The sequence below is a fragment of the Halalkalibacterium ligniniphilum genome (assembly GCF_000334155.1).
GTDB lineage: Bacteria > Bacillota > Bacilli > Bacillales > Bacillaceae_D > Halalkalibacterium > Halalkalibacterium ligniniphilum.
The window spans coordinates 1-17,185 of the sequence record NZ_ANNK01000167.1; the positions used below are offsets into that span (position 1 = coordinate 1).

Annotated in this window: 17 protein-coding genes and 1 rRNA gene; 1 reads left to right on the plus strand and 17 read right to left on the minus strand. The window is 43.5% G+C overall.

What is annotated here, in order from left to right:
* The 13 genes from BLT_RS0119980 to BLT_RS0120040 form a co-directional block, all read right to left on the minus strand.
* Positions 1-82, minus strand: a 16S ribosomal RNA gene (locus tag BLT_RS0119980); the annotation flags it as partial.
* 512 nt (positions 83-594) lie between these two features.
* Entirely contained in the window at positions 595-2,100 is a 1,506-nt protein-coding gene (lysS, locus tag BLT_RS0119985) for a lysine--tRNA ligase (protein ID WP_017729469.1), read from the minus strand.
* 146 nt (positions 2,101-2,246) lie between these two features.
* Positions 2,247-3,245, minus strand: coding sequence for a tRNA dihydrouridine synthase DusB (gene dusB, locus BLT_RS0119990; RefSeq protein ID WP_017729470.1), 999 nt, complete (start codon positions 3,243-3,245; stop codon positions 2,247-2,249).
* Positions 3,246-3,265: 20 nt separating this feature from the next.
* Positions 3,266-3,472 carry a helix-turn-helix domain-containing protein gene (locus tag BLT_RS0119995; protein WP_017729471.1) on the minus strand — a complete coding sequence of 69 codons (207 nt, stop codon included), beginning with the start codon at positions 3,470-3,472 and terminating at the stop codon, positions 3,266-3,268.
* Positions 3,424-3,951 (minus strand): 2-amino-4-hydroxy-6-hydroxymethyldihydropteridine diphosphokinase, encoded by a 528-nt coding sequence (gene folK, locus BLT_RS0120000; protein ID WP_017729472.1) that lies wholly within the window; start codon positions 3,949-3,951, stop codon positions 3,424-3,426. The genes BLT_RS0119995 and folK overlap by 49 nt, the downstream gene beginning before the upstream one ends.
* The gene (gene folB, locus BLT_RS0120005; protein WP_017729473.1) at positions 3,948-4,310 is read right to left on the minus strand and encodes a dihydroneopterin aldolase; all 363 of its coding nucleotides are present in this window, start codon (positions 4,308-4,310) and stop codon (positions 3,948-3,950) included. The genes folK and folB overlap by 4 nt, the downstream gene beginning before the upstream one ends.
* Positions 4,303-5,145 (minus strand): dihydropteroate synthase, encoded by an 843-nt coding sequence (folP, locus tag BLT_RS0120010; RefSeq protein ID WP_017729474.1) that lies wholly within the window; start codon positions 5,143-5,145, stop codon positions 4,303-4,305. Before folP ends, folB begins: the two co-directional genes overlap by 8 nt.
* A gap of 18 nt (positions 5,146-5,163) precedes the next feature.
* Complete coding sequence (gene pabC, locus BLT_RS0120015) at positions 5,164-6,015, minus strand: aminodeoxychorismate lyase (RefSeq protein ID WP_017729475.1); 852 nt, start codon at positions 6,013-6,015, stop codon at positions 5,164-5,166.
* On the minus strand, positions 6,000-6,596 hold the full coding sequence (pabA, locus tag BLT_RS0120020; RefSeq protein ID WP_017729476.1) for an aminodeoxychorismate/anthranilate synthase component II: 597 nt from the start codon (positions 6,594-6,596) through the stop codon (positions 6,000-6,002). The genes pabC and pabA overlap by 16 nt, the downstream gene beginning before the upstream one ends.
* A gap of 12 nt (positions 6,597-6,608) precedes the next feature.
* Positions 6,609-8,027, minus strand: a complete 1,419-nt coding sequence (gene pabB / locus BLT_RS0120025; protein WP_035426154.1) for an aminodeoxychorismate synthase, component I — start codon at positions 8,025-8,027, stop codon at positions 6,609-6,611.
* A 186-nt stretch (positions 8,028-8,213) separates the two neighbouring features.
* Positions 8,214-9,137: a cysteine synthase A gene (gene cysK, locus BLT_RS0120030; protein ID WP_017729478.1), complete on the minus strand. Its 924-nt coding sequence runs from the start codon at positions 9,135-9,137 to the stop codon at positions 8,214-8,216.
* Between the two features lie 84 nt (positions 9,138-9,221).
* Positions 9,222-10,115, minus strand: coding sequence for an Hsp33 family molecular chaperone HslO (gene hslO, locus BLT_RS0120035; protein WP_017729479.1), 894 nt, complete (start codon positions 10,113-10,115; stop codon positions 9,222-9,224).
* Positions 10,116-10,128: 13 nt separating this feature from the next.
* Positions 10,129-10,893, minus strand: coding sequence for a type III pantothenate kinase (locus tag BLT_RS0120040; RefSeq protein WP_026105214.1), 765 nt, complete (start codon positions 10,891-10,893; stop codon positions 10,129-10,131).
* 455 nt (positions 10,894-11,348) lie between these two features.
* Between BLT_RS0120040 and BLT_RS24630 the strand changes: the two genes are divergently transcribed.
* A complete protein-coding gene (locus BLT_RS24630; RefSeq protein WP_017729481.1) occupies positions 11,349-11,612 on the plus strand; it encodes a hypothetical protein in 264 nt (87 codons plus the stop codon).
* A 198-nt stretch (positions 11,613-11,810) separates the two neighbouring features.
* Here BLT_RS24630 and BLT_RS0120050 read toward each other — a convergent pair whose 3' ends face one another.
* From BLT_RS0120050 to ftsH, 4 genes are all read right to left on the minus strand, one after another.
* Entirely contained in the window at positions 11,811-12,530 is a 720-nt protein-coding gene (locus tag BLT_RS0120050; protein ID WP_017729482.1) for a LutC/YkgG family protein, read from the minus strand.
* Positions 12,527-13,954 carry a LutB/LldF family L-lactate oxidation iron-sulfur protein gene (locus BLT_RS0120055; RefSeq protein WP_017729483.1) on the minus strand — a complete coding sequence of 476 codons (1,428 nt, stop codon included), beginning with the start codon at positions 13,952-13,954 and terminating at the stop codon, positions 12,527-12,529. The genes BLT_RS0120050 and BLT_RS0120055 overlap by 4 nt, the downstream gene beginning before the upstream one ends.
* 19 nt (positions 13,955-13,973) lie before the next feature.
* Positions 13,974-14,699, minus strand: coding sequence for a (Fe-S)-binding protein (locus tag BLT_RS0120060; protein WP_017729484.1), 726 nt, complete (start codon positions 14,697-14,699; stop codon positions 13,974-13,976).
* A 433-nt stretch (positions 14,700-15,132) separates the two neighbouring features.
* Positions 15,133-17,160 (minus strand): ATP-dependent zinc metalloprotease FtsH, encoded by a 2,028-nt coding sequence (gene ftsH / locus BLT_RS0120070; RefSeq protein ID WP_017729486.1) that lies wholly within the window; start codon positions 17,158-17,160, stop codon positions 15,133-15,135.
* Positions 17,161-17,185 lie beyond the last annotated feature (25 nt).

Sequence of the window (17,185 nt, forward strand, 5' to 3'; positions counted from 1 at the left end):
AGCTCCCTTTGGTCCGCTCGACTTGCATGTATTAGGCACGCCGCCAGCGTTCGTCCTGAGCCAGGATCAAACTCTCCGAAGTACATGGATGTACAAGTGCTGCAACAGGACGTTGCGACCTTAACCTGCCATCCATTTCTATCTTCAAGCTGACTTAGCTCTTCATTAAAAAAATTCATTGACGAGATACCTTGTATCTCTTATTACGCTTGGCTTTTGTTCAGTTTTCAAAGAACTGCTTGTCGTTTAACAGCGACTTTACTAATTTAACACATCGTTAAAATCGAGTCAACAACTTTTTTAAAATTCTTTTAAGATGTCTTAGCGACAAGAAATAATATACCACCATTCTTTCATGAAAACAAGCATTTTTTTAATCGATTTTTCTGTTAAAAAAACAGCTTGTCTCTAATTATACTCATTTTCTCAAAAAAAAGAAAGCGCCTCTATTAAAAAAGAAACGAAACCAAAGAGAAAAAGTTCTCGTTCATTGGAAGTTCCCACCTACACTGGGGTAAGGTCTGTGTCCTTACGCAAAATACCATTTCAAGCAAACAGAGCCGCCTCCTCGAGCGGAGACGGCCCTTTCTCTGTTTATTCAGTTTCACCTGACTCACGATGGCGCATCTGCGGGAATAACAAAACGTCACGAATGGAAGGAGAGTTCGTCAATAGCATGACAAGTCGATCGATTCCAATCCCAAGACCACCTGTTGGAGGCATCCCATACTCTAATGATTCAACAAAATCTTCATCCATCATATGAGCTTCATCGTCTCCCTGCTCACGTTCAACAAGCTGCTGTTCAAATCGTTGACGCTGATCAATTGGATCGTTCAACTCAGAGAACGCATTTGCATGCTCGCGGCCAACGATAAACAATTCAAAGCGATCCGTAAAGCGAGGATCGTCCGGATTCTTTTTCGCAAGTGGAGAAATCGCAACAGGATGACCATAGACAAAGGTTGGTTGAATGAGCTTCTCTTCAACAAATTGCTCGAAAAATTCATTCACGACATGGCCGAATGTCATCGTGTCCTTCACATGAACACGATGCTCTTTGGCTAGGGCACGCGCTTCTTCGTCCGTCATTTCTTTCCAAAAATCAACGCCTGTCTCCTCTTTAATGGCATCAGCCATATGGATTCGTTTCCACTGAGGCTCTAAATCCACTTCATACTCTCCATATTGAATCTTCGTCGTTCCGAGAACGTCTTTTGCAATATGGGCAATCAATTCTTCCGTTAACACCATGATATCCTTATAGTCAGCATATGCCTCATAGAGCTCAATCATTGTGAACTCAGGGTTATGGCGCGTCGATACACCTTCATTTCGGAAGACACGACCAATTTCATATACCTTTTCCAGACCGCCCACAATCAAGCGTTTTAAATGGAGCTCGATCGCAATACGCATGTATAGCTTCATATCTAACGCATTGTGATGAGTGATAAATGGACGCGCCGACGCCCCACCGGCGATTGAATGCATCGTCGGTGTTTCCACTTCAAGATAACCACGGCTGTCTAAATACCGGCGCATAGATTGAAGGATTTTACTCCGTAAAACAAACGTATCACGAACCTCTGGATTCACAATCAAATCCACATATCGCTGACGGTAGCGCTGCTCGATATCTTTTAACCCATGAAATTTATCTGGAAGAGGTCGCAGCGATTTAGATAATAGCTGGAAGTCTGTTACTTTTACTGAAAGCTCCCCCACTTTTGTTTTAAACGCCACACCAGTAACCCCAACAATGTCACCAATGTCAATGGAATTAAACAGCTCGTATTGCTCCTCACCGACAGCATCCTGGCGAACATAGATTTGAATTTGTCCAGTTAGATCTTGGATATGAGCAAAGCCTGCTTTCCCTTTTCCACGCTTTGTCATCACACGACCAGCCAACACAACCTCGTGTTTCGCTTCATCTAACGCTTCTTTTGGTTCAGCACCAAACTGTTCATTCATCACTTGAGCCGTATGGGTACGGTTGAATTTTCCGCCGAACGGATTATAACCTTGTTCTTCTAGCTTCTTTAATTTCTCGCGGCGTACCGCTAACAAATCATTTAACTCGAGCTCTTGGCTCATTACACAATCATCTCCTATTTCATAAGCTACCACATCTTTGTATCTCTCTATGTAGAAAAGGCTGTCCACATCAGATAGGCTGCCCTTTCATTTTGCAGGGCAAACCAAACCTGATGAGACAGTCCTAGTGCATCGTTTTCATTGGCTTAGACCGCACTCGCCGCTGCCGCTCTTGCTTCAAGCTCATCGACGAACGCGTATAATGTAGAACGAACGTCTTCCCTTGTTTCAAACTGATTAATTTGATCGCGGATTTTTCCATTTCCACGCATGCCTTTCAAGTACCAAGCTGCGTGCTTTCTCATTTCACGAACCGCCACCTTTTCTCCCTTAAGAGCTGTTAGGCGGTCAAGATGTAGCATACATACATCAATTTTCTCTCTTGGTCCCGGTTCAGGTAAAAGCTCGCCACTCTCTAGGTAGCGAATGGTCTGGTAAAGCATCCACGGATTCCCTAGTGCAGCTCGTCCAATCATGACCCCGTCTACACCTGTTTCATCAAGCATTCTCCGTGCATCCTGAGGCGTTTTTACATCTCCGTTACCAATGACCGGAATGTTGACTGATTCTTTTACTTCTTTAATAATGTTCCAGTCAGCAGTTCCTTCGTACATTTGAACACGTGTACGACCGTGAACAGACACAGCAGATCCCCCCGCCCGTTCAACCGCTTTTGCATTGTCCACTGCAAAAATATGATCTTCATCCCAGCCGATACGCATTTTGACCGTTACTGGCTTTTCAACAGCATCCACAACAGCAGAGACCATTTCATAAATCTTATTCGGGTCTAATAGCCACTTTGCACCTGCATCGCATTTTGTGATTTTTGGTACTGGACAGCCCATATTAATATCAATAATGTCTGCATTTGTGTTCTGATCAACAAACTTCGCCGCCTCAACAAGCGTTTCTTTTTCTCCACCAAAAATTTGCAAGCTTAGTGGCTTTTCACGATCATCCACGTAAAGCATGTTTAATGATTTTTCATTTTGATGCAAAATTGCTTTATCGCTAACCATTTCTGCACAGACCAGTCCTGCGCCAAATTCTTTTGCGATCAAACGAAATGCAGGGTTACATACGCCAGCCATTGGCGCTAAAACCACTTGATTTTTCATTTCAATATTGCCGATTTTTAACATCTTGTTCACCTCCGATAATGCTACTTACTTTGAAATAGCTCTTCTGTTGTTATGTTTAACACGGACAAAGCTCGTCCAAGAATGTAGTCATTTGGAATTCGATTGCCACGTTCAATTTCACCTAAAACAGAAACAGATATACCAACGGCCCTTGCAAAGCTTTCCTGGGTGTAACCCTTTAATTTCCGGAAAGCCCGTATTCTTCGACCCACGCTATCTTTTTCCATAGCTTTACACCCTCTTTATCTGCCAGCTCCCCATACACTTCTGTAATCGGCTTGTCGGCATGAGGAGAGACTAAGGTTGAATTAAGCTCCATTAACGGGACAATAACAAATGCGCGTTCCCACATACGCGGATGGGGAATGCATAAGTTCTCCATCTTCATATTTTCTTGATCATAGAGCAGAATGTCAAGGTCTATTGTTCGAGGTCCCCAGCGAATAGCACGGACACGATCACATTTTTCTTCAATTTCTTGCGTTACGCTCAATAAAGATAAGGCATCAAGCGACGTTTGAATTTCTACCACCATGTTTAAAAAAGGATCTTGATCCACATAACCTACAGGCTCCGTTTCATAAATCGATGAAAGCTTTTTGATGATAATGTGAGGATGCTCAGATAAATACAGGATCGCGTTTTTCAAAAATTGTTCTCGGTCTCCAAGATTGGATCCAAGAGCAAGATAAACGATATGATTCATGTACGTGACCTCTTGATTTCAACAGCAACCGAATCATAGTGACCGGGAATGGGAGGATCAGGTTTAATGACCTTAACTGTACATGCTTCAAGTGAGGAAAATGTGCGTATTAGCTTGTCTGCAATTAACTCTGCAATCGTTTCAACAAGCTTATACGGTTTTCCTTCTACGATTCCTTTCGTGATGTCATAAGCATCAGCATAATTAATTGATTTTGCTAGGTCATCGGTTGTCCCTGCAGGCTGCAGGTCTAACTCAAGAACCAAATCAACGTAAAAGCGCTGCCCCAGTTTATTTTCTTCCTCAAACACACCATGGTACCCGTAAAATTCCATCCGATTCATAAAAATTTTATCCAATGGTTTCACGTCCCTTCCCAAGCATCGCATCCATCATTTTTACCATCCGGCTCATTTCTTTCACATCATGTACACGAATGATCTGACACCCTTTTGCGATACCTAGACAAATGGTAGCCCCCGTACCTTCCACTCGCTCATCAACAGGCAAATCCAATGTTTTTGCAATAAACGATTTCCTTGAGGTTCCAAGTAATACCGGATAAGGAAGAGCCGTCAGTTCATCAAGACGACGCATCACCTCTAGATTATGGTCGTACGTTTTCGCAAATCCGATGCCAGGATCTAGAATGATTTGTTCTTCTCTGACCCCTGCTTTTTTACAAAGAGCGATACTTTCTTGTAGATCAGCAATCATATCTGCAATCAGATCCTGATACTGTTTGTTGTGACGGTTATGCATGAGAATGATTGGCACGTCGTATGCAGCTGCAACATCAGCCATTTCTCCATCCGCTTTTGCCCCCCACACATCATTAATAATGGAAGCCCCCGCCTCGATTGCTTTTTTTGCTACTTCCGCCTTGTACGTATCAATCGAGATCGGTACATCCACTTCAGCCGCAACCGCTTCAATTACAGGTAGAACACGATTCAACTCTTCTTCTTTTCCGACTGCTGGTGCCCCTGGTCTTGTGGATTCACCACCGATGTCGATAAGATCTGCACCGTTTTCAACCATCTCTTTTGCATGACGAACAGCCCGTTCTACGCTGTCATACTTTCCACCGTCAGAAAAAGAGTCAGGCGTAACATTCAAAATACCCATTACATAGGTCTTTCGTGTAAAGTCTAAATGTAGCTTTTTTTGTTTCACGGTCAAAGGTGTACTCATCTTCATGCCATCTCCTTCCTAAAGTTCACTTTTGCTCCATAAGGAATGCCTGAAAAGCTTGTATTGCTGCTGGAGCCACTCAATAAACGGTTGCTCTTTTTTAAAGGCCTGTCCATCAAATTCTGTCAGCTTCACAACTTCTTGAATCGAGTTTGTTAAAAAGGCACCATCTGCTTCAAGCAATGCTTCCACCGAGTAACAGCCTATTTCAAAAGGAATTTGATTTTTTTTACAAAGGGCGAGGATAAACTGACGGGTGATCCCATTTAAGATGCCTGTATCCGTATCAGGAGTATACACAGTGTCTCCTTTTATCCAAAACAAGTTGGAGACAATCCCTTCCGCAAGATACCCTTTTTCACTTAAAAAAATACCCTCTCTAGTTGGGTCATTCCCGATTTCTCGCTTTGCTAACAGATTATTTAAATAATGATGTGATTTTAATCGGTCTACACCTTCAGGGGAATTTCGGCGAAGCTTTAACAGTATCCCTGTTTTTTCTGTCCCCATTTCTTCTGGTATTGGTTTCATGTAAACAATCGTTGTCGGTTTAGAGTACGTATCGGTATAAAGGCCAAGAGGTCCAATGCCTGCTGATACGTTCCAACGGACGTACGCATTTTTTATGCCATTGGCGTCAGAAAGAGCCTGTAATGCATCTAGCACCTGCTCTTTTTCCATTTTCCAGTCGATTGATAAAGAAGCGAGTCCCTTGCTCAAACGCCGAAAATGGTCATCCAATAGGAATGGATGACCTTCGTAGAGACGGAAGGTTTCAAATAAACCTACCCCGTACATGTATCCGTGATCAAAGGGGGAGAGAGCTGCCTCCTCCTCTTTGATCACTTGACCATTTACAAAGAGGTACATACGGCTGTTTCCTTCCCATAAAACTCAATAAAATTTCGTAACAAACGTTTTCCTGCATTAGTCATAATCGATTCAGGATGGAATTGAACCCCTTCAATCGGGAGCTCCTTATGGCGAATCGCCATGATCTCCCCCTCTTTTGTTTCTGCTGAAATTTCAAAGCAGTCAGGTAGTGTTTCTCTTTTGACGATGAGAGAATGATATCTTGTTGCCGTAAAAGGAGATGGAACCTCAGAAAAAATCGTATTCCCGTCATGAGTAATTGGCGATGTTTTACCGTGCATCAGACGTCCGGCGCGAACCACATCTCCTCCGAACACTTGAGCAATCGATTGATGACCAAGACACACACCAAAAATTGGAATTTTCCCAGCGAAATATTCAACCGCTTCAAGGCTAATTCCCGCTTCATTCGGACTGCATGGACCTGGAGAAATCATTAAAAAGTCAGGTGCGAGCTTCTCGATGTCAGCAATCGTGACTTCATCATTTCTTCTCACTTCAAGTTCATGACCCATTTCACCTAAATATTGAACAAGGTTGTACGTAAAGGAATCGTAGTTATCAATCATTAAAATCATCTTTTTTCCTCCTCAGCTCTGCTTCCCTATTCTTTGCTTTCGCTCTTCTTCACTTAATTCTAACGCATGCCATAGTGCTCTTGCTTTTTTTAGTGATTCTTTATATTCATGGCGGGGATTTGAATCAATGACAATTCCAGCCCCAGCTTGAACATACGCCATCTTACCCGTACATAGCATCGTGCGGATCACAATGTTTAATTCCATATCTCCATTGAAGCCGATCCAGCCAATCGAACCTGTATAGAGCCCTCTACGCACTGGCTCCAATTCTTCAATGATTTCCATCGTTCGAACTTTTGGTGCCCCTGTTATCGTTCCACCTGGAAAGGTTGCGCGAATCGCATCATAAGCATCCTTCCCTTTTTGTAAGGTTCCCTTGACGTTCGAGACAATGTGCATGACGTGAGAGTATTTTTCAATGACCATCAACTCATCGACTTCCACTGACCCGTATTCACTAACACGGCCAAGATCATTTCGTTCAAGGTCAACAAGCATGACATGCTCAGCCCGCTCTTTTTCATTGTTGATAAGTGTATGGACAAGCCGTGCGTCCTCCTCCTCATCCTTTCCTCGTGAACGTGTTCCAGCAATCGGTCTTGTACTGATTTCGCTCCCGTACTTTTTAATCAAAAGTTCAGGAGAGGCGCTGACAACCTGAAAGGAGGGAGTTTGTATAAAGCTCATATAAGGTGATGGATTAATATTTCGTAACGTTTCATACACATGAAGCGGTGGAACGTTGAGAGGTCGACCTTGCCTTACAGAAAGGTTCACTTGAAAAACATCCCCTGCAGCAATGTATTCACGAATCTTCTCAACAGCCTCGCCAAAGGTCTCTTCTGAAAAAGATGTCTGAAATGGCGACGCCGTAGCGTCTGTTGCTTGCTGCAACGCCCATTCCTTGGACATAGCGTCTTGATTCTGCCACTGTGCTTCATAAACTGCAAGACGATTTTCTAAAAGGGGCGCATCCTCCGCAGCTCCATGCACGAATACCCACATTTTTTGTTCACGGTGATCGTAGACGAACACATCATCAAACACCATATAAAAAAGGTCTGGAAGCTGCAAATCATCTTCCGCTTCGTCTGGGATTTGTTCAATTTCCCGGACAAGATCGTAGCTAAAATAGCCAATCGCTCCCCCTTGAAAAGGCGGGGCATCAGATACGCTACCAGACGCAAAGGGTGCAAGGGTCTCTCGCATTAAGGAAAGAAGCTTTCCTTCTTTCGTTTCCTTCCCTTCCTTTGTTTCAACCGTTAATTTCTGTCCTTTTCCAGTGAGAAGCGCGACAGGCCTCAAGCCAATAATGCTGTACCGCCCACCACGTCCACTTTCCAACAGAACATGATGTTCCTCTTCTATTGATAGACGCTTGTATGTTTGAAACCAGGCAGCCTCCTGCATAGAAAACGATGTTGTCATGCAGGACCGCCCAGTTATAGGGTGTGTCACATGCTCCAACCCAGCTCACTCCTGCTCATCCTTAATCCTTCTTTCTAGTTTACATGAAGGAAGAAAGGAAGAAAAGCAGAAAAGCAGTCCTGCTTCACACATCTAGGACTGCTTTTCTATGGAAACTGGAAGCTATTATCGATCAGCTTCTATTGATTAGTCTTCAAATTGATAAAGTGGTGTACTTAAGTAGCGTTCACCGTTAGAAGGAATGATCGCAACAACTTTTTTACCTGGTCCAAGCTTTTCAGCGACTTGTAGCGCTGCAAAGATGGCTGCACCTGAAGAAATTCCACCAAGAATTCCTTCTTCCTTCGCTGCACGGCGAGCATACTCAAACGCTTCCTCTGTTGATACTTGAATCACTTCATCGTAAATGTCTGTTTTAAGGATTTTTGGAACAAAGCCCGCGCCAATTCCTTGGATTTTATGAGGTCCTGGGTTTCCACCTGATAAAACAGGAGAATCCTTTGGCTCAACAGCGGCGATATGCAAGTTCGGGAAGTGCTCCTTCAATAACCCACCTGCACCCGTAATGGTTCCACCTGTTCCAATCCCTGAGACAAAGCCATCTAATTGACCATCTACTTGCTCTAGAAGCTCTTTCCCTGTTGTTTCACGGTGAATAGCTGGGTTTGCTTCGTTTTCAAACTGTTGTGGCATGAAATAGCCTTCTTCTTTTGCAAGCTCTGTTGCTTTACGGATCGCTCCACCCATTCCTTCAGGTCCTGGTGTTAAAACAAGCTCAGCTCCATATGCACGAAGAAGGTTCCGTCGCTCTAAACTCATTGTTTCGGGCATAACAAGCTTTGTCTTATATCCTTTTGCTGCAGCCACCATCGCTAAGCCGATACCTGTGTTTCCACTAGTGGGCTCAACAATTGTATCACCTGGCTTTAGTTGACCAGATTTCTCAGCAGCTTCAATCATTGCAAGACCAATACGATCTTTAACACTGCTTCCAGGGTTAAAATATTCAAGCTTCAAATAAACATCCGCATGTTTATCACTAACAAGACGATTTAACTTGACTAATGGTGTTTGACCGATTAGCTCGGTAATTGAGTTTGCGACTTTCATGATTACGCCTCCTAATTCCAAGTAATTTCATTGGTTTTATTAAGATTATAATAGCAGACGTTTTCAGATAAGTCAACCATTTTATTAGTTTTTACCAGTTGCTACCGCTTCTTCATACAGCTCTTCAAGATCGCCTTTTGTAAAATTGTATACCTCATTACAAAAATGACAACGGGTTTCAGCACCACCATCTTCATCGATCATTTCACGAATCTCTTCTAACCCAAGACTAATGATCGCATTCGCCACACGTTCCTTCGAACAATGGCATGCAAAACGAATGGGCAGCTTCTCATGGATTTTAACATTGCCCTCTCCCAACACAGTTGAAACGATTTCCTCTGGAGACATGCCTTGTTCAACCAGCTTAGAAATTGGCGGCATGGAACTAAGACGTTTTTCAATTTCTTCGGCAACCGCATCATCGGCCCCTGGCATCATCTGAATCACAAAGCCGCCAGCAGCTAAGATCGAGTTATCTGGATTGACTAAGACACCCACTCCGACAGATGACGGTGTCTGTTCAGACGAAGCAAAGTAATACGTAAAGTCTTCACCTAGCTCCCCAGAAATAATTGGAACACTACCTGTAAAGTTTTCGCGCATGCCAAGGTCTTTTACAACCGACAATGAACCGCTTGTACCAACTGCACGCGCAACATCTAGCTTGCCATGCTTATTTAAGTCAAAATGTACGTGAGGATGGGACACATAGCCTCTTGTTTCGCCTTTCGTGTTGCTATCAATAATAATGGCTCCGATCGGACCGCCACCTTCGATTTTTACGGTTAGCTTGGAGTCACCCTTCATCATTGTTGCCATCATTGTACTTGCCATCATCGCTCTTCCTAATGCTGCAGACGCTGTGGGCCATGTTCCTTGTCTGCGGACTGCTTCATTTACCATCTCTGTTGCTACTAGCGCATAGGCTCTTACTTTTCCATCATATCCAGTTGATTTAATTAAATAATCACTCATGTTCATCTTCCTCTCATACGTTCTTTGTATAAATCATTTGTAAACCTTTGAGCGTTAAAAACGAATCGACCACATCAATGGATTCCGACTCTTCTCCGATTAGCTTTGCCAACCCCCCTGTAGCTATCACTTTAGGTTCCCTCTTTGCTTGGGCCTTCATTCGTTTGACAACCCCATCAACTTGGCTCACGTACCCATAAAAAATACCTGATTGCATAGAATTGACGGTATTCGTACCGACCACTTGCTTCGGTTTGGCAATTTCAATCCGGGGTAGCTTGGATGCCCTTGTATAAAGGGCCTCTGCAGAAATCGTAATTCCTGGTGCGATTACACCGCCCATGTATTGTTTCTCCTCATTAATATAGCAATAGGTTGTAGCAGTCCCAAAATCGACGACAATGAGCGGACTTCCATAAAGCTCTATCGCTGCCACTGCATTCACAATGCGGTCTGCCCCCACTTCTCGTGGATTATCATATTTTATGTTTAGACCTGTCTTAATGCCAGGTCCGATAATCATTGGCTCAAGCTTAAAATACCTTTTACACATTTGCTCCAAAGGGAACATAATTGGTGGAACAACGGACGAAATAATTATGCCATCAATCTCTTCAAAAGATAGACCTTGATGATCAAATAGTGATTTTACGACCATCGCATACTCATCTTCTGTCTTCTGTCGACTTGTGGCCATTCGCCAATGGTGTATAAGCTCTTCCCCCTTATATACACCAAGTACGATGTTTGTATTTCCCACGTCTATGACTAGAATCATGCACATCACCTTATCCATTATTGAAAACTCACTCCTAGTCATTATGAATGATAAAAATGAAGATGTCATCTTATCTCACTCGCAACGGACATGTATTCCATGTGTGTCCTTTTTTTTTGGTGGGTATAGGTATGCACAGAAACCAGCATGAGCGGCACACTCTTCCCACTGGGATGAAAACGAGTCCTCCGTTCATGCTGTGCACCATTTCAATTAAGGCAGTGTGAGCGACAAGCTTCCTGCTTTATCATCTTGTAAGTCCCCTTTTCCACAGAAAAAAGCCTAAGTAATGAAGTTGCTTTGATTGGAGAAAAAAAGTATTTTGTCTCACTGGACATGTCAATGAGGCTGGGACATAACGAACGTGTATGATTGAACATGCGAACAATGCACAACCTTAGCGGAGGAAATAGACGTAGACACCTGCGGATCAAAGGCAAGGGTGAGACCCCACAGTGCAAAAAGCACGAGGAGGTTCACCAGCCGCCCGCGGAAAGCGAAGGATATTCCCGAAGCGATTGCTATGCAGCAACGTCATGACGTTCGGATTTCTCTTCAATAAAAACTCTTTTGTCCCAGTCCCATGTCAATGCTTGGTATCGTATGAAGCGAAAACCTCTGATAATATGATTCAGTACGAAATCAGGGCGGCTGAGGATGAAAAAGATCGTCTTAAAGCGTTAATGGAGGATATCGGCAATGATGACTTTGAGCCATAGCAAATTTTCCAACGACCGTTTCAGGAACAAGCAGCAGATGAGGAAAAAACGGAAACAGGGAAAAAAATCAAGGAATTGTATGATGAAATATATAGGCTTGGAACAGAGGAAACAAAAGAAGTGCTTGCTGAGATTCGCCCTTAATGGATCAAGTGAAAGAGCAAAGCTCTTATCGCTTTGCTCTTTCAGTGTCAGATTTTATTTGTCGGTTACGATAATATACACGGCTCGAATCGGCCCATGAACGCCTACTACTAAATTCATTTCAATGTCCGCGCTGTTGCTCGGACCTGATATGAAGTTAATGCATGAAGGAATGAAGCCTCTTTCTTGTTGCATTTCATGAATAAAGGTCGTTGCTTGCGTCATTCGTGGAACAATTGTACTTTTTGGAATGATGGCAACATAATACGTTGGAAGTAAGCTGACCGACCTTCCTTTCCCCTTATTGCTAAAAAGAACAACGGTTCCTGACTCAGCAAGGGTCATGTCTGAGAAGGAAATGCCTACATCTGCTTTTTCTGTGATCATCGTGTTTTCATCACCGATATTTGGGTCCCAAATGTGAACGTCCTTTCCTTTTGAAACAGCATTGGCAAAATAGGATGAAATCCCGTATTCCTCAAACCTTGGGTCCTCCCAGCTAACGATCGATCGTGCGCCTAATTGTTCAATCACCGCTTCAAGCACGAAATTGAGTCTATCCGCGGTTGCTTCCTCCACTTGTGTATGGATTCGTGTACATTGAATTTTTAACAGGTCTACCAACTCATCTTTTGTTAGCTCGCTCAACACCTCTCGCTGTGGTTGCCGCTTCCAATTTGGACGTACGACATCTGTTTTTCTTCGCTCACGGCCTAACCGCTTCGCAACCTCGTCTAAAAATCGTTCTTGATTATGCACGCTCCCCAGCTTCATGACTTATACTCACCCTTTTCTCTTTTTTTGAACCAGTCTCTAAAGCTTTGCTTACTTGGTTCAGGGAAATCTCGAATGTCCGTCCATGGTTTGATCGGACCTGGCCCTTTTGATATTTTCCCATCCTTCGTAAAAGGTCCCGTCATGGAAGGTACTGCTTTTGAACCAAGCTTATAAAGCTTCGGGGAGCTTGCAGCCATCGCAAAGCCTTTCATCGCCAATTTTTCACCGAAGGTCCCTTTTCCTTGGTCCTCTACAATGCTTCGGCGATGTTTTACAAGTAAATCATGTAACGGAATCTTGACAGGACAAGCTTCTGTGCATGCGGCGCACAAGCTCGAAGCATACGGTAGCTCCTTAAAATGATCATAGCCTCCGAGTAGAGGAGATAAGACAGCCCCAATCGGTCCAGGATAAATCGATCCATAGGAGTGTCCACCAATGTGCCGATAAATCGGACAGACATTAATGCATGCCGCACAACGAATGCAATGAAGAGCTGATTGAAATTCCGTTCCTAAAATGTTTGAACGGCCATTATCGACAATGACAAGATGAAACTCATCAGGACCATCTACATCCCCTTGATCCTTTGGCCCTGTTAGCCCTGTAATGTAGCTTGTTAGCTTTTGACCGACAGCACTTCGGCAAAGCAAGCTCACAAGTATATCAAGCTCTTCCCATGTCGGGACAATTCGCTCCATCCCCATGACGGTAATTTGTGTCTTAGGGAGTGTTGTTGCGAGACGCGCGTTCCCCTCATTCGTCACAAGCGTGATGCTGCCTGATTCCGCTACGGCAAAATTACAGCCAGTAATCCCAATCTCAGCGGTCAAAAACTCCTCCCGTAACTGCTCTCTTGCAAATAAAGTTAGCTCCTCTGGCTTCGATGTAAGCTTGTATCCCTTTTTTTCAGCAAACGTTTCTCGAATTTGTTCTTTGTTTTTATGTAGTGCTGGTGCAACAATATGGGATGGTGGGTCATGGTCCAGCTGCAAAATATACTCACCGAGATCAGACTCAATTACTTCACAGCCAATCGCTTCAAGGGCATCATTCATACTAATCTCTTCCGTAACCATTGACTTCGATTTAATGATTTTCTTCGCCTTTTTTCCTTTTGCAATCCCCGTAATATATTCGTTCGCTTCTTCGGCCGTCTGGGCAAAAAAAACATGCCCTCCTCTTTTCATCACGTTGCTTGCTAGCTGCTCTAAATAGTAATCTAGGTTTTCCAACGTATGCTGACGAATTTCTTCTCCGAGCTCACGCCATTCTTCCCAATTCCCTAATTCTTCAGCAGCATTGGATTTTGCTAGCTTTAACCGCTCTTGAGCAGACACCATTGCATTTCTCATAAAATCATTTTGAATCCCTTGATCGACACGCCCGAAAAATCCAACGTCACCAAACTTCATTGGCACCTTGGCTCACCTCCCTTTTTTATCCTTCTTTGCTGTTCAGCACTTGTGCAATATGCATGACATTTATCGGCTTCCCTAGTCGGTCAATTCTTCCACCGATATTCATCAAACAGCCGCAATCAGCCCCAATCAAAACCTCCGCTTCTGTTTCTTCAATATGAGCAATCTTTTCATTGACCAATTGCTCCGAAATGGGCACCATTTTGACAGAGAACGTCCCTCCAAATCCACAACAGGTTTCCTTATTCGGTAAATTTGTTACTTGTAAGCCTTTTACGTTCTTTAATAGCTTCATCGGAGCATCCTTCACTCCTAGCAATCTCGTCATGTGGCATGACGTATGATAGGTCGCATTTTTTGTTAAAGCGGCTCCTACGTCTTCTATTTTCAGAACATCTACGAGAAATTGTGTGAGTTCAAACGTCTTTTCACTTAATGCTTTAGCTCGTGCCTTCCACTCTTTTTCATCTGAAGAAAATAAATGAACGTACTCCTGGATCATCGCCACACAAGAGCCTGATGGGGAGACGACATAATCAGATTGGTCAAATACTTGAATCATATGTTTGGCCACATTTTTCGCTTCCTTATGGTAGCCGCTATTATAGGCAGGCTGGCCACAGCACGTTTGGTTCTCCGGGAAAACCACTTCACAACCGATTCGTTCAAGGATTTCCACGGTATCTTTTCCTACCCTCGGATAAAAGACATCCGCAAGGCACGTAATAAATAAAGACACTTTCATTAAGTCATCCCTCTTTTCAAAAAGTCCTAAGCCAACGATTAATTACTCAATCTCTTTTCTTTTGGAAAAGGGGACGGAGCTTCAGTTCAAGTTGGTGAAACAATGAAGTCCTTCCGCTTTCGTTTCCATCCAAGTGGGAAGAGCGAGCCGCTCATGCTGTTTTTTGTGGAAAAGATAGAGAATAAGAATAACAAAAAGAAGATAGCGCTTTCATTTTCTTTTTTTCACTTTTTTCACTTTTTTCACTTTTTTCACTTTATTCAAGTGTATCATTTTTTTCTTGTTAAAAATAGGAGAGATTGGCGTTTGCTGCTAGAGCGCTTTGAAATAGTATGCTTTTCTTTCAAAGAAAAAAGCTGACTCTTTTCGGTCCCATCATGCGACCTGCTGAGTCAGCTTTTAAAGATAAAGCGGAGTGTTAACAACATATAGCTTAGTCATTCTTTTTTGGATCAATGCCCTCTTCTCGAGAGACAGGCTCATCATCAGATGGTGTCTCTGGAGTCATCTCAGGCTCTTCTACGCCACGTTCATCTGCATCCTTTTTGGAATTGATGTTCACTTTGACGTCAGAATCGCCGTCTTCTGCGTTACCAACAATCTTGTCTGCCAAGTGATGGTTTTCAGGAAGCTTGCCTTCATTGATGAGAGACTGAATTTGTTCCGCATCAAGCGTTTCAAGCTCTAGCAATGTTTTTGCGACAAGATCAAGACTTTCTTTGTTTTCCGTTAAGATTTGCTTACAACGATCATAGCTTTCCTTAATAATCCGTTGGACTTCAAGGTCAATTTCATAGGCAATGGCGTCACTATAGTTTTGTTCATTCTGAATATCTCGGCCAAGGAACACCTGACCTCCAGAACCTGAACCAAACTGCACTGGACCGAGCTTGTCACTCATCCCGTACTCTGTCACCATTTTGCGGGCGATTCCTGTAGCTCGCTGGAAGTCATTATGGGCACCTGTACTCACTTCCCCAAACTGAATTTCTTCCGCAACACGTCCGCCTAGCAAACCAACAATTTTATCAAGAAGCTCTGGCTTCGTCATGAAATAGCGGTCTTCTTTCGGAAGCATCACAGCGTATCCACCAGCCATACCCCTTGGAACAATCGTTACTTTATGAACCATATCAGCGTTCTCAAGCTTCACCCCAACAACGGTATGTCCAGCTTCATGCCAAGCGACAATGTTCTTTTCCTTCTCGGAAATGACACGGCTCTTTTTCGCAGGACCTGCAATCACACGGTCTATCGCTTCCTCGATATGAATCATACTAATTTTCGTCTCATTATTACGGGCAGCAACAAGTGCTGCTTCGTTTAGCAAGTTTTCTAAATCCGCACCAGAAAAACCAGGTGTTCGTGTTGCAATGGTCTTCAAGTTCACATCATCATTTAATGGCTTATTGCGTGCATGAACCTTCAAGACCTCTTCACGACCTTTTACATCCGGGCGACCAACCATAATTTGACGGTCAAAACGACCAGGACGTAACAAGGCTGGGTCAAGAATATCTGCACGGTTTGTTGCTGCAATGATAATGATTCCTTCATTTGCACTAAATCCATCCATCTCAACAAGGAGCTGGTTCAAGGTTTGCTCACGCTCATCGTGGCCACCACCAAGACCTGCACCACGCTGACGCCCTACTGCATCAATTTCATCGATGAAAATGATACATGGAGCATTTTTCTTCGCATTTTCAAAAAGGTCACGGACACGGGAAGCACCGACACCGACAAACATCTCAACAAAGTCAGAACCACTTATTGAGAAAAACGGAACACCAGCTTCTCCAGCAACCGCTCTAGCTAAAAGGGTTTTACCCGTACCAGGAGGTCCGACCAAAAGAACCCCTTTTGGAATACGTGCACCGATTGCAGAGAACTTGCGTGGATCTTTTAAGAATTCAACCACTTCCACAAGCTCTTGCTTCTCTTCATCTGCACCTGCAACATCTTTAAATTTCGCTTTTTTCTTATCTTCGTTCACCATCTTCGCCTTGCTCTTACCAAAGTTCATCACACGACTTCCACCGCCCTGCGCTTGGCTTAACAAGAAGAAGAAGAGAATGAAAATGATAATAAATGGGATGATCCCCGTAAAGAATTGTACCCATCCGCTTGTTTCATCGGCTGGAAGCACCTCAAACTCTAAAGGAGCACCGCCAGGACCAGAAGCATTGGCAATCATTTCAGCCACTTGCTCCGTTTTTAACACATGCGTTTGGAAAAATTCATCTTCTGCAGCACCTGATAATTGTCCGCGTACAAGATACACTTGCAGCTCAGGCTTTACGGAGAGGCTCTCCACCTCACCCGCCTCCAGGTATTGTTTAAATTGATCGAACGTAATCTGCTCGGTCTCAGATGGTTCTGCACTAAAGAAGCTAACAATCCCGACGATTACGAGAAAAATAAGCAAGTAAAATATTGTATTTCGGAATATCCGATTCATTCCTGACCTCCTCCCACGCACAATA

Excerpts from the sequence above, each read along its gene's own strand:
- lysS (WP_017729469.1), bottom strand. The coding sequence starts at position 2,100 with ATGAGCCAAGAGCTCGAGTTAAATGATTTGTTAGCGGTACGCCGCGAG.
- BLT_RS0119995 (WP_017729471.1), bottom strand. The coding sequence starts at position 3,472 with ATGGAAAAAGATAGCGTGGGTCGAAGAATACGGGCTTTCCGGAAATTA.
- folK (WP_017729472.1), bottom strand. The coding sequence starts at position 3,951 with ATGAATCATATCGTTTATCTTGCTCTTGGATCCAATCTTGGAGACCGA.
- hslO (WP_017729479.1), bottom strand. The coding sequence starts at position 10,115 with ATGAGTGATTATTTAATTAAATCAACTGGATATGATGGAAAAGTAAGA.
- pabA (WP_017729476.1), bottom strand. The coding sequence starts at position 6,596 with ATGATTTTAATGATTGATAACTACGATTCCTTTACGTACAACCTTGTT.
- pabC (WP_017729475.1), bottom strand. The coding sequence starts at position 6,015 with ATGTACCTCTTTGTAAATGGTCAAGTGATCAAAGAGGAGGAGGCAGCT.
- ftsH (WP_017729486.1), bottom strand. The coding sequence starts at position 17,160 with ATGAATCGGATATTCCGAAATACAATATTTTACTTGCTTATTTTTCTC.
- folP (WP_017729474.1), bottom strand. The coding sequence starts at position 5,145 with ATGAGTACACCTTTGACCGTGAAACAAAAAAAGCTACATTTAGACTTT.
- BLT_RS0120040 (WP_026105214.1), bottom strand. The coding sequence starts at position 10,893 with ATGATTCTAGTCATAGACGTGGGAAATACAAACATCGTACTTGGTGTA.
- cysK (WP_017729478.1), bottom strand. The coding sequence starts at position 9,137 with ATGAAAGTCGCAAACTCAATTACCGAGCTAATCGGTCAAACACCATTA.
- pabB (WP_035426154.1), bottom strand. The coding sequence starts at position 8,027 with ATGACAACATCGTTTTCTATGCAGGAGGCTGCCTGGTTTCAAACATAC.
- dusB (WP_017729470.1), bottom strand. The coding sequence starts at position 3,245 with ATGTTAAAAATCGGCAATATTGAAATGAAAAATCAAGTGGTTTTAGCG.
- BLT_RS0120050 (WP_017729482.1), bottom strand. The coding sequence starts at position 12,530 with ATGAAGCTGGGGAGCGTGCATAATCAAGAACGATTTTTAGACGAGGTT.
- BLT_RS0120060 (WP_017729484.1), bottom strand. The coding sequence starts at position 14,699 with ATGAAAGTGTCTTTATTTATTACGTGCCTTGCGGATGTCTTTTATCCG.